The following is a 12,545-nucleotide window of genomic DNA, read 5'->3' on the forward strand; positions in this document are numbered from 1 at the left end:
TTACCGACCGTTCGTTCAGGATATGCGGAAGGCGGGAGATGCGTCAAGCACCGGGGCCGATTGCGGCGCTGGGGCGCGGGTGGCCGGTGATAGCTTGAACTGGTGATTATCGGCCGCGGCAAGAAGCTTCCCCTCTGGGCCTCCGTGGCCCGGAACATGCTCATCGCCCTGGTGGCCGTGTCCCTGGTCCAGGGGTTCCTGGTCAAGGCGTACCGCATCCCGTCGGGATCGATGGAGCCGACGCTGCAGGGTTCTTCGGACGGCGGCGACAGGATCCTGGTGAACCGGCTGGCCTACACCGGCTCGGCGCCCCGCGGCGGGGACATCGTGGTGTTCACCCGGCCGGAGAGCTGGCAGGCGGAAACTGCCGTGCCGCGCGCCGGCGGGGTGGCCGGGGTGGTCCGTTCCTTCGGCGACGTGACCGGGATCGGACCCTCGAACGATCGGTTCCTGGTGAAGCGGGTGGTTGCCACCGGCGGCCAAACCATCAGCTGCTGCGGGGACGATGGCAAGCTGCGGATCGACGGCCAGCCCCTGGACGAACCCTATATTTTCGAGGATCTGCCGTTTGAGGCAGGCGTCCTCGACTGCCAGAACAGTCCGCAGTCCCTGCGGTGTATTCCGTCGTTTACGGTCCCCGAGGGTGAACTGGTGGTGCTGGGCGATCACCGGTCCAACTCGGTGGACTCCGTCATTGCCTGCCGGAGCATGGCTGACGTGGCAGGGGACTGCGTCCGGACGATCCCGTCCTCGGCCGTCGTCGGCCAGGTGGCGGGCAGGTTCTGGCCGCTGAACCGTGTTGGCGGAGTGGGCTGACTTCTCCTGAGACGAAGAATCCCCCCGGAGCGTCTGAACTCCGAGGGGATATCTTCAGGTCTACCGCACAGGCTGCGGCTCCTGTTCACGGGACTGATAAGCGGTGTAGTACCGGTAGGACCCTGCACCGGTGGTGGGCACGCGGTTGAGGATCGTGCCCAGGACGTTGCCATTGACCCGCCCCAGGTTGCCGAGAGACTTCCCAAGCTCTTCATCGGTGGTCTTCCCGGACCTGATGACAACGATCGCTCCATCGGCAATACGGGTGAGGACGGCAGCGTCCGTGACGGGCAGCAAGGGCGGCGCGTCGACCAGCACAATGGCGTCCTGGGCGAGCGTTTTAAGCAGAGTCTTCATGGCCTGCGATCCCAGCAGCTCGCTGGGGTTCGGCGGGATGCGGCCGGATCCGAGCACACGCAGGTTGGGCATCGCGCTCCATTCCTGCAGCACGTCCTCGAGCTCGGCGTGGCCACTCAGGACGTCCGTGACGCCGACTCCGGGGACCAGGTTGAAGACGTCCACAAGGGTGGGGCGGCGAAGATCGCCGTCGACCACGACAACGTTCTCGCCGGCCGCAGCCATGGTCACCGCCAGGTTGGCCGTCACTGTGGACTTGCCCTCGGCTGGGACGGAACTGGTGACCACGATTATCCGCGGCGGATTGTCGACGTCGACGTACTGAAGATTTGTCCGGAGTTCCCGCAGGGCCTCGGTGATCGCATGCGATCCTTCGCCTGAGGCGACCGGGCTGAACCCGTCGTCCAGCACGGTGCTTTTCCCGTCCAGGCGGTGGTCCACCGGGAGGGTGCCGAGCACCGGCACGCCGAAGCGGCGCTCGATTGCGGTCGCGCTGCGGAGCCGGCGGTCCAGGCGGTGGCGAATCAGGGCGTAAGCGAGGCCGAGGGCCAGTCCCGCGAGAGCTCCGATGGCCAGCGACAACTTCACGTTCGGGGACGTGGGAGCTGTCGGCAGTGTGGCTTCGCCCAACGGGACCACGCGGATGACCGGAACGGGGACGACATCCGAGCCTTCCACCGCTTGGATGCTTTCCAACTCCTTGACCTGCTCGGCCAGACCCGTGACCCAGGCATCCGCGACCTTCTGGGCCATTTCGGGGTTAGTGGAGGTGGCAGTGACGGCAAGCTGGGCACTTTCCTTCGGCACCGTCACGGTGACCGAACCAAGAAGGGCGTCTGGCGAAGTGGTGAGACCCAGTGCCGTGACGACGCGTTCGGCCACGAGGCGGGACTTGGCGACGGACTCGTACTTAGCGGCCTTGGTCTGAGCCAGGTTCTCGCTCATAAGCGAGAGGCTGAGGTTGTCCGAGCCGCCCGCCACAACGATCCCACTCGACTGTGCTGCGTAGATCTTCGGTTGCAGGAGGGTCCAGCAGAAGGCGAGCACGGTCAGCGCAAGCGTGAACGCCAGGATGCCCTTCCAGCGTGCCCGGGCGATGCGCAGGTAGTCCTCCAGCGCAAGTCCCGCCGCAGTCTGACCGTTGTCTTCGGCCGCTTCAAAACCAGTCACGCTAAGGTCCTCTCCCCCGTGCCTGGCCCCAACGACCCACACGAAAATTTACTGTACGGTACGGCGACCGCGTTGATGTGCACATATCTACGGCGCTAACCGCGCAGGAGCAGTCCCTGACTGATGAGACCGTCAATGGCCGCGCCGAGCATCGCTTCGTAGCCCTCGGGCAGCCCATGCTCGGCCTCGATCCGGGCCGTCAAAGTCTGCATGGAGACCGGCTGCTGGGCTGACCTCCAGATGATGGGTCCGATGCCGCTGAGTTTGGTGAGTTCGGTTTCCGTCAGGACCAGCAGGTCCTCGCCGATCTCCACAGCGTCGACGGCGCCGGTCCGCTGCAGCCAGCCGGCAGGTAACGCTTCTGGTGACTTTTCGATGGCCTGGTCGTATTGCCCGGCGGCCATATCGGACTCCGGCTCAGTCAGGGCGGGCGACCATTCCTTAGTGGCTCCCAACGTCTCCATCGGACTGGTGAGAAAGAGCGGCGCCAAAATGTCCGTCAGGTCAACCGCTTCCGAATAGCTGACCCGGAACACGCCGCCCACGCTGTCGATCAGCCGGCAAAGAGATTGCAGCGGCCGAGCCACGGCCGCCTGGGAGGAGGTGTCAGGAATAAGCGCCAACACGGCCTCCACCAAAGCAACCGGCTCGATAACAGGTGACCGGTAGGCCGCGCCGGATACTCTATCCAGCAGCGCGATGGCTCTGATACGGGGATTCGAAGGCGCGTCCAGTAGTCCCAGATCGTCCGGGCCTACTTGGAGTTTAGCGGCACCAGGGGTCGCCTGCTTTATGGACAGCGGCTTCGGGTAGGGCACGACGGTTCCATCGGCCCGTATCGCGACGGTTTCGTCAGTGACGTAGCCAAAGGCCCGGGCAAGGTGTGACGATGCAGTGGTCTTGCCGGTACCCGATTTTGCCACCAGGGCTATGACAGCACCTTCGGGATCCGCGACGCCACAAGCATGGAGCATCGTCATCTCCCCGGCACGTTCCAGGATGGCGGAAATAGTGACTTGCGACGTCACGGCTTCGGCCAAACCCTCAAACGTATCCGAACTAAGGTGCCTCACGCCGGCGTCGGGAAGCGTCGAATCGAAGTAGAGGGATGCAGTGAAGGGCATGTTTGAAGCCCCAGGCGCCGCTTCGCGTGTATGGGAGCCCGGCACATCGGTGAGGCATCGTCGCCAAGCTCGGGCCGTTGCTAGCCGCTGGGCAGGAGTGACACCGAGACCCCACTGAACGCTGAAGCTGGTGCCCAGCACATCGATGTTGAGTTCAGTTGAGCCCCTCAACTTCGTTCAACCGTGTCTGCTGGCCTTCCGAAACTTCCGTCATCTACTATCCGACGCCGTCGACGTCTCACATTTACCGACATGGCGCTCCAAGCGTTATCTCCGGAAGTTGACCCTTAATACTAGATCACCAGCGGGTAGGCAAGGCCACAGAGTGTCCGGCGGGCTATCAAGCGCTCTATTTGGCTAAGTCCACGATAAGAGTGAGGTTCTCAACCGTCACCGGCTGACCTTGAATTTTGAGGGATGCCGTCATCTTGAACTTCCGTTCCGGGCCCGATCTCGATGCATCGTGGTACAGGGCGATGGGGAGATTCAAAAGTCCATTTACCGGCTTGACTGAGAAATCGTACGAAGCCGAGGAAACTTTCGTAGTTGCGTTCAGACTCTGTGCAGTTTGGGATCCGTTGGGGAACGTGTAGACGCCCACTGCCATGTCGAGCACCTGGCCGGACACAGGCGTGAACGTGAACGAAACAGTCCCGTCGATGGCGGTGGTGCCCGCAAAATTTCCGATAATCAGGGCCGAGGCAGTCGTTCCAAAACGCCTCTGGCCAGTCGCTTGTTCTTGGCCGTGCTTTGCGTAACTGCCAGCACCTGCGGAAAGTGCAGCGGTCAGAGTCGGCGTGTGATGCGAAGCAGCAGCGGCCGGCGCTGCGATGGCGGCCGCGATAACAGGCACGCTCCACGCGGCGGTCTTCACGACGGTGCGGCGGTCGAAACTGGCTTTCGGTGCGGCCAGGCTCTTGATCTCCGACATTTCTACCCCAAGTTCTAATGCTGCGGAGAACCCCCAGTCGGGCAAGCTCCTGCCGAGCGTTTCGGCATCCCTGGACGACTGTACGCAGAAAAGCATGAATCTTCAATATCAAGATGCTTTATTTTCAAGAACGACAGAACTCGGCCCTATCTCCTCGATTCGGTCTGGCCGAGCTAGGCGCGGCTAGACTCGGAAACCACGCCGCGGCACGAGCCTCGCTCATGGAAGTTGGACAAACCTTGGAAACGCCCTACCCCGTCCGGATCCTGACGGTCTGCACCGGCAACATCTGCCGCTCGCCGGCCGCCGAACGCCTGCTGCGGGCCGGCCTGGACCAGGTGCAGCCCGGAGCCTTTGAAGTGCGCAGCGCCGGAACGCACGCCATGGTGGGAGATCCGATCCAGCCGCTCTCCGCGGACATAATCAGGACCTACGGCGGGACCCCGGACGGCTTCGCGGCCCGCCAGCTGACGCCCAAGATCCTCCGGGAGTCCGATCTGGTGCTGGCGATGACCGCCAAGCACCGCGGCGCCGTGATGCAGATGGACGCCTCCCTGCTGAAGCGCACCTTCACGATCCGCGAATTCGCCCGGATGCTTGAGGTCCTGGAACAGCGCGACACGCCGACCGCCGCCGTCGACCTTCCTACGTTTTGGCGTGAACTGCCGGCCCGCGCGGCCTCCGTCCGGCACCTGGCGCTGGCCCCCGACGCCTCGGATAACGACGTGGTGGACCCGTACCGGCGCGGGCCGGAGCTGTACCACCAGATGGAGGACGAGCTCGCGCCGGCCATCCTCACCATCCTGCGGTTCGCCCGCCAGCACAGCTGACTTTTTTATCCCTGTGCCGCAAGCATCATTTAGGGGATGCCGGTGGTAGTGTCCGGCCATGGGAACGTCGCCGGAACCAGCAGGACCAGCCGCAGGCTCAGCCGCGGCACCGGGCGGAATGAACCGCCGTCGCACAATTGTCATCGCCGTCATCGCCGGGCTGGTGGTCCTCGCCGCGGTCGTCGCAGCGCTCCTGCTGAACCGGCCGGGCACTGAAACCGCCGCCCCGGTGGAGACCTCCGCCCCGGCGCCGGAGACAAATCCGCCCACCACCCCGGAGCCCACACCTACTCCAACGCCGACGCCGGATCCGCCGCCCACCGCGCTGAACATCCTGCTGATCGGCAGCGACAGCCGCGTGAACGACCGCGCGGTCGCGGCATCCGGCGGAACCTCCGACCAGCGCGGGGACGCCCTCGTCTTCCTCCATCTCCCGGCCGACCGCCAGAGCGTCTACGGCATCTCGATCATGCGTGACCTGTGGGTGGACATCCCCGGCGTTGGCGGGTCCAAGGTCAATGCCGGGCTCGAGCTCGGCGGGGTGCCGCTCATGACGCAGACCGTCGAGGTCCTGCTGGGCCAGCACATCGACCACACGGTGATGCTGGACTTCCAGGGCTTCGCTGCCATGACCGATGCCCTCGGCGGGGTAGACGTCGACGTCAAGACGCCCTTTCAGGGCACGATCGACGACCACGTGTACTATCCGGCCGGGGTGAACCGGCTCAACGGCGCGCAGGCCCTGGCCTTTGTCCGGGAGCGCAAGGCCTTCGCCGACGGCGATTACCAGCGGGTGCGGAACCAGCAGACCTTCCTCAAGGCCGTCATGGCCAAGATGGCGGCCGAGGGCGGGCTGTCGGACCGCAACACCGTGAAGCAGCTGGTGGCGACCGTCCTCCCGCACGTCACGGTGGACCCTGGGCTGACGGTGGAGACGTTGGAACGGCTGGCCTTCAGCTTGCGCAGCACGGTATCCGGGAACGGCGTGTTCTTCACGCTCCCCACTGCCGGCGTCGGGACCACCAGGACCGGCCAGTCGGTAATCTGGCAGAACCCCGCCGCCACCGCCGCCGTGTCCGCGGCGCTGTCCTCCGGGACGCTGGCCGACTACGTCGCCGCGAACGGACTGCAGAACGGCAACTGACTTGCAGGCGCCGGGCGGGGCTGCGCCAGGTGCTGCCGCGTTGGCCCGCCGGGTGGTTTAGTCAGCCAGATGTTCTGCGACGTAGTCCGCGAGGGCTTCCTTCGTGTGCCTGGGCTGGAACCCGGCAGCCTGGATCTTCTGCAGGGGCAGCACGCTGTTGAGCGGCCGCGGCGCTGCCGCCATGCCCTTGAAGTAGTCCTCGGTGCTGACGCCGGTCACGGCGTCCCGCGGGGTGCCGGAGAGTTCGTAGACGTCCGCGGCGATGTCGGCCCAGGACTGGGGTTCGCCGTCGTTGCTCAGGTTGTAGGTGCCGTACGCTGCACCGGACTCGAGCAGGTGGCGGATTCCGGCTGCGATGTCCTGGGTGAAGCTGAGCCGGCCGATCTGGTCGTTGACCACGGACGGTTCGATCCCGCGCCTCGCGAGGGAGGCCATGGTGCGGACGAAGTTGTTGCCCTCGCCGATGACCCAACTGGTGCGCACGATGTAGTGCCGGGGCACCACGGAAACGACGGCGTCGCCGGCGGCTTTGGTCTGGCCGTAGACGCCCAGCGGGGAGAAGGGCTCGTCCTCGGGGTGCGTCTGGGCGGTGCCGTCAAAGACGTAGTCCGAGGAGACGTGCACGAGGGTCAGGTCATGGTCGACGGCAGTCCGGGCGAGCCGGGCGACGGCCGTGACGTTGATGGCCCAGGCCGCCGTGCGGCCTTCGGGGGTTTCGGCGGCATCCACCGCGGTGTAAGCGGCGGCGTTGATGATGGTGGCGTAGTTCTTCCAGTTCCGCGCGGCGAACGCCTCCTCGGTGCCGAGGTCGAACTCCGCCCGGCCGGCGAACTCGACGGACGGGTCGCCGTCGAACAGGTCCCGCAGGGCCTTGCCGAGCTGGCCGTCCGCGCCCACAACGAGGGTTTTCTTCGGTGGCATCGGGGTCACGTCCGCGAGCCGGGGGTGGTTCTTGTCCTTGTCGGAGAGTTCGGCCTGGCCCAGCGGGATCGGCCAGGCGATCGCGGCGGTCTCATCGGCGAGGTTCAGGAAGGTGTACTGGCCCTGGGCGTCGGCGGACCAGTGGTCGTTGACCAGGTAGGTGTAGGCGGTGTTGTCTTCCAGGGTCTGGAAGGCGTTCCCCACCCCGCGAGGGATGAAGATCGCCTGGCTGGCGTCGAGTTCGGCGGTGAACACCGCACCGAAGGACGGGCCCTCGCGCAGGTCCACCCAGGCCCCGAAGATCCGGCCGGTGGCGACGGAGATGAACTTGTCCCACGGTTCGGCGTGGATCCCGCGGGTGGTGCCGGCCTTTTCGTTGAACGAGATGTTGTTCTGCACCGGCCGGAAGTCCGGCAGGCCCGCCGCCAGCATCTTCTCCCGCTGCCAGTTCTCCTTGAACCAGCCCCGGTTATCGCCATGGACCGGCAGGTCGTAGAGAACAACGCCGGGGATCGGGGTGTTGTGGGCGGTGAGCTTTTTCGAGAACTCGATCGGCATAATCTACTGGCCCTGTTCGGTGTACTTCGCTTCGGTGGCGGCCTTCTGCGGCCGCCACCAGGCCTCGTTCTCCCGGTACCACGCAATGGTGTCCTCGAGGCCGGCGTCGAAGTTGGAGAACCGCGGCTCCCAGCCCAGCTCGGTGCGGAGCTTGGTGGAGTCGATCGCGTAGCGCAGGTCATGGCCGGGCCGGTCCACCACGTGGTCGTAGGCGTCCGGGGACTCGCCGAGGTGCTTGAGGATCAGCTCGACGACGTCCTTGTTGTTCTTTTCCCCGTCGGCGCCGATCAGGTACGTCTCGCCGATCCGGCCCTTCGCGATGATCGCCAGGACGGCGGAGGAGTGGTCGTTGGCGTGGATCCAGTCCCGGACGTTCTCGCCCTTGCCGTAAAGCTTGGGGCGGATCCCGTCGATCACGTTGGTGATCTGGCGCGGAATGAACTTCTCCACGTGCTGGTACGGGCCGTAGTTATTCGAGCAGTTGCTGATCGTCGCCTGCAGCCCGAAGGACCGCACCCACGCCCGGACCAGCAGATCCGACCCGGCCTTCGTCGACGAGTACGGGCTGGACGGGTTGTACTGGGTGTCCTCCGTGAAGCGTTCCGGATCGTCCAGCTCCAGGTCGCCGTAGACCTCGTCCGTGGAGATGTGGTGGAACCGTTTCCCGTGCTTCCGGGCCGCCTCAATCAGCGTGAACGTGCCGATGATGTTCGTGTCCAGGAACGGCCGCGGATCGTGCAGGGAATTGTCATTGTGCGACTCCGCGGCGTAATGAACCACAACGTCGGCGTCAGCCACGAGACCGTCCACCAGACCGGCGTCGCAGATATCGCCCTGCACGAACGCGAAGCGCTCTTCCGGAAGCCCGGCCAGCGACTTTAGATTGCCGGCGTAGGTGAGTTTGTCCAGCACCGTGATGTGGTGGTCCCCGGTGTTCTCGAGAACGTGGTGGACGAAGTTGGCGCCGATGAAACCTGCGCCACCTGTGACGAGTACTCGCTGCATGACACAGACCCTACCCGTTGCGCTTGCTCCGAGAAACCTAAAAGATGTGCCCATGCGTGGAATCATTCTGGCCGGGGGAACCGGTTCACGGCTGCATCCGATTACCTTTGGCATCAGCAAGCAACTGGTCCCGGTCTACGACAAACCGATGATCTACTACCCGCTGTCCACGCTCATCCTGGCCGGAATTCGGGACATCCTGATTATCACGGCCCCGCATGACGCGGACCCGTTCCACCGGCTGCTGGGTGACGGCTCGCAATTTGGGGTCAGCATCACCTACAAGGTCCAGCCATCACCGGATGGGCTCGCCCAGGCCTTCATTCTGGGCCAGGAACACGTCGGCCAGGATTCGGTGGCCCTCGTCCTCGGCGACAACATTTTTTACGGGCCCGGCATGGGCACCCAGCTCGGCAAGTACGCGGACGTCGACGGCGGATCGGTGTTTGGCTACTGGGTGCAGGATCCCGGGGCCTACGGCGTCGTGGAGTTCGACGATTCCGGGCGTGTGCTGTCCCTGGAAGAAAAGCCTGCGCAGCCCAAGAGCAACTACGCGGTTCCCGGACTGTACTTCTACGATAACGACGTGGTGGAGATCGCCCGCGAACTGAAACCGTCCCCCCGCGGCGAGCTGGAAATCACCGACGTCAACAAGGCATACCTTGGCCTCGACAGGCTTCACGTCGAAGTCCTCCCCCGCGGAACTGCCTGGCTGGACACCGGCACGTTCGACGATCTCAATGACGCATCCAACTTCGTCCGGACTGTCCAGAAACGGCAGGGACTGATCATCGGCGCGCCGGAGGAAATTTCGTGGCGGCTGGGATTCCTCAGTGACGACGAGCTGCGGGCCAGGGCCGAGCCGCTCGTGAAAAGCGGCTACGGGACCTACCTGCTCGGACTCCTGGCAGACGGGCCCACGTAGCGCCGGTCCCGCCGTCGGGCCGTATCTGCGAGGCAGCTGCGCCGCCGTCGGGCCGTATCTGCGAGGCAGCTGCGCCGCCGTCGGGCGCGGTCTGCCGGGCGGGCGAATACCCCCGTGGCGAAAGTGGGCGCCACGCGCTTGTTGGCTCTATATATTGGGGAGCATGACTGAGACTCCCGCCACGGGTGGCCCTTCCACCGCCGTGGAAAATTCCGCCGTGACCGCACCCGTTGCCAAGAAAATCCCCGCCCTCCGCACCCACCATGGTGACGCCTTCGAGGACAACTACGAGTGGCTGCGGAACAAGGAATCCGCCGAGGTTGTGGAGCTGCTCAAGGCCGAGAACGCCTACCAAGAGGCCGTGACCGCGCACCAGGAGCCGCTGCGTGAGGCCATCTTCCAGGAAATCAAGGGCCGCACCCAGGAGACGGACCTCTCCGTGCCCAACCGCAAGGACGGCTGGTGGTACTACACCCGCTCGGTGGAGGGCAAGGAGTACGGCATCCAGTGCCGCGTCCGGGCCGAGGACACCGGGGACCGCGTCGCCGACTGGACGCCTCCCGCCGTCGAGGTCGGCGTCGAGATTCCGGGAGAGGAGATCCTGCTGGACGGGAACGTCGAGGCCGAGGGCAAGCCGTTCTTCGCCGTCGGCGGCTCCGCCGTGACGATCGACGGGAACCTCTACGCCTACGCCGTGGACAACTCCGGCGACGAGCGGTTCACCCTGCGGATCAAGGACCTGCGGACCGGGGACCTCCTCCCCGACGTGATCGAGAACGTCTTCTACGGCATCTCCTTCTCCCCCGACGGCACGCGGATCTTCTACACCGTGGTAGACGACTCCTGGCGGCCCTACCAGGTGAAGGCCCACGTGCTCGGCACGCCCGTCGCCGGTGACGAGGTCATCTACCAGGAGGACGACGTTGCCATGTGGCTGGGCTTCGAGCTCTCCGCCGACCGGCGCCACCTGGTGCTGGGCATCGGCTGCTCGGAATTCAGCGAGACCCGGCTGCTGCGCTTCGACGCGCTCGACGCCGGACTGCGCACCGTGATCTCCCGGGACGAGCGGATCCTCTACGAGGCGGAGCCGTTCCTGCTCACCGACGCGTCCGGGACGCAGGCCGAGGCGATCCTGCTGACCCACAACAGGGACGCGATCAACTCGATGGTCTCGCTGGTGGACCCGGCGGAGCTCGCCAAGCCGGTCGCCGAGCAGCACTGGACGACCGTCGTCGAGCATTCCGACCAGGTGCGCGTCAACGGCGCCGGGGTCACCTCGACGCACCTGGTGGTCTCGATCCGCAAGGACACAATCGAGCGGGTGCAGATCCTGCCGCTGGCCGGGCTGGGCACGCCGGAGCAGGGCGCGCCGGTGGAGCCCGCCTTCGAGGAGGAGCTCTACACCGCGGGGGTGGCCGGGTCCGACTACGAGGCCCCCGTGATCCGGATGGGCTACACGTCCTATTTTACGCCGTCGCGGGTCTACGACTTTGTCCTGCCCACCGCTGAGCAGCCCGCCGGCGAGCTGCTGCTGCGCAAGGAAAGCCCGGTGCTGGGCGGCTACTCGTCCGCTGACTATGTCGCGACCCGGGAGTGGGCGGCGGCTTCCGACGGGACGCGGATTCCGCTCTCCGTGCTGCGGCACGCCTCCATTGCGCGGGACTCGACGGCGGCCGGGCTGGTATACGGCTACGGCTCCTACGAGCTCAGCATGGATCCCAGCTTCGGGATCCCCCGGCTCTCGCTGCTGGACCGCGGCATCGTGTTTGTGATCGCCCACATCCGCGGCGGCGGGGAACTGGGCCGGCACTGGTACGACACCGGCAAGAAGCTGCAGAAGAAGAACACCTTCACCGACTTCATCGCGGCCACCGACTGGCTGGCGCAGTCCGGCTGGGTGAACCCGGCCCGGATCGCGGCGATGGGCGGCTCGGCCGGCGGCCTTCTGATGGGCGCGGTGGCGAACCTGGCGCCGGAGAAGTACGCGGCGATCGTGGCGGCCGTCCCGTTCGTGGACGCCCTGACCACCATCCTGGATCCGGAACTGCCGCTCTCCGCGCTGGAGTGGGAGGAATGGGGCAACCCGATCACCGACCGCGCCGTGTACGAGTACATGAAGTCCTACACACCGTACGAGAACGTCCGCGCGGTGGCATACCCGAAGATCGCGGCGGTCACCTCGTTTAATGACACCCGGGTGCTCTACGTGGAGCCCGCCAAGTGGGTGCAGCGGCTGCGCGAACTCAACACCGGCAGCGAGCCGATAGTGATGAAGATCGAGATGGAGGGCGGCCACGGCGGCGCCTCCGGCCGCTACGTGCAGTGGAAGGAACGCGCCTGGGACTACGCCTTCGTCGCCGATTCCCTGGGCGCGACTGAGCTGCTGCCAGGGGCCGGGGTCAAGTAACCCCCACCTCCCACCCCCCATCGATTGCTCCGTAGCCGCCCTTTTGAGCCCGGATAAGGGCGGTTACGGAGCAGCGGATGGGCCGACGCGGGGGGGCGCGACCGGCCGCTCACCGATTCGCCGCAGCTGGCCGCTATGGGCCATCCGCCAACGTCACCGGCTCGCCCATCCGTCACAGATGGCCGCAATGGGACCCCGCATAGCGGCCATTTTCGTCGGATCGGCGGGTCCGGGACGCTCGAGACCCTCCGGGAACGGGGCGGAATCGCTGCCCGCCGACCGGTGGAGCCTGCATCGAATTCTTGTTGTTGACGCCGACTTTGGCCGGAGGGAAACTGTGAGCGTGGGGGGTTTCCA

General features: G+C 65.6%; 10 protein-coding genes. 5 read left to right on the top strand and 5 right to left on the bottom strand.

Annotation, left to right across the window (positions count from 1 at the left end; genetic code table 11):
* The first annotated feature begins 102 nt into the window (after window positions 1–102).
* Window positions 103–816: a signal peptidase I gene (gene lepB, locus AC50YM_RS11590; protein ID WP_494957098.1), complete on the top strand. Its 714-nt coding sequence runs from the start codon at window positions 103–105 to the stop codon at window positions 814–816.
* A 60-nt stretch (window positions 817–876) separates the two neighbouring features.
* On the opposite strand, the gene AC50YM_RS11595 is transcribed toward lepB, so the two are convergent.
* From AC50YM_RS11595 to AC50YM_RS11605, 3 genes are all read right to left on the bottom strand, one after another.
* A complete protein-coding gene (locus AC50YM_RS11595) occupies window positions 877–2,343 on the bottom strand; it encodes a tyrosine-protein kinase domain-containing protein (protein ID WP_494957099.1) in 1,467 nt (488 codons plus the stop codon).
* A gap of 95 nt (window positions 2,344–2,438) precedes the next feature.
* A complete protein-coding gene (locus AC50YM_RS11600; RefSeq protein WP_494957100.1) occupies window positions 2,439–3,467 on the bottom strand; it encodes a hypothetical protein in 1,029 nt (342 codons plus the stop codon).
* 349 nt (window positions 3,468–3,816) lie between these two features.
* The gene (locus AC50YM_RS11605; protein ID WP_494957101.1) at window positions 3,817–4,398 is read right to left on the bottom strand and encodes a hypothetical protein; all 582 of its coding nucleotides are present in this window, start codon (window positions 4,396–4,398) and stop codon (window positions 3,817–3,819) included.
* Window positions 4,399–4,637: 239 nt separating this feature from the next.
* Between AC50YM_RS11605 and AC50YM_RS11610 the strand changes: the two genes are divergently transcribed.
* A complete protein-coding gene (locus tag AC50YM_RS11610) occupies window positions 4,638–5,228 on the top strand; it encodes an arsenate reductase/protein-tyrosine-phosphatase family protein (protein WP_494957183.1) in 591 nt (196 codons plus the stop codon).
* A 58-nt stretch (window positions 5,229–5,286) separates the two neighbouring features.
* Window positions 5,287–6,372, top strand: coding sequence for an LCP family protein (locus AC50YM_RS11615; RefSeq protein WP_494957102.1), 1,086 nt, complete (start codon window positions 5,287–5,289; stop codon window positions 6,370–6,372).
* A 57-nt stretch (window positions 6,373–6,429) separates the two neighbouring features.
* Here AC50YM_RS11615 and AC50YM_RS11620 read toward each other — a convergent pair whose 3' ends face one another.
* Complete coding sequence (locus AC50YM_RS11620) at window positions 6,430–7,851, bottom strand: sugar nucleotide-binding protein (protein WP_494957103.1); 1,422 nt, start codon at window positions 7,849–7,851, stop codon at window positions 6,430–6,432.
* Between the two features lie 3 nt (window positions 7,852–7,854).
* Window positions 7,855–8,856: a dTDP-glucose 4,6-dehydratase gene (gene rfbB, locus AC50YM_RS11625; protein WP_494957104.1), complete on the bottom strand. Its 1,002-nt coding sequence runs from the start codon at window positions 8,854–8,856 to the stop codon at window positions 7,855–7,857.
* Window positions 8,857–8,908: 52 nt separating this feature from the next.
* Between rfbB and rfbA the strand changes: the two genes are divergently transcribed.
* A complete protein-coding gene (gene rfbA / locus AC50YM_RS11630) occupies window positions 8,909–9,781 on the top strand; it encodes a glucose-1-phosphate thymidylyltransferase RfbA (RefSeq protein ID WP_494957105.1) in 873 nt (290 codons plus the stop codon).
* Window positions 9,782–9,944: 163 nt separating this feature from the next.
* Window positions 9,945–12,188 carry a S9 family peptidase gene (locus tag AC50YM_RS11635; protein WP_494957106.1) on the top strand — a complete coding sequence of 748 codons (2,244 nt, stop codon included), beginning with the start codon at window positions 9,945–9,947 and terminating at the stop codon, window positions 12,186–12,188.
* Window positions 12,189–12,545 lie beyond the last annotated feature (357 nt).

The sequence above is a fragment of the Pseudarthrobacter sp. RHLT1-30-1 genome, from assembly GCF_059383415.1.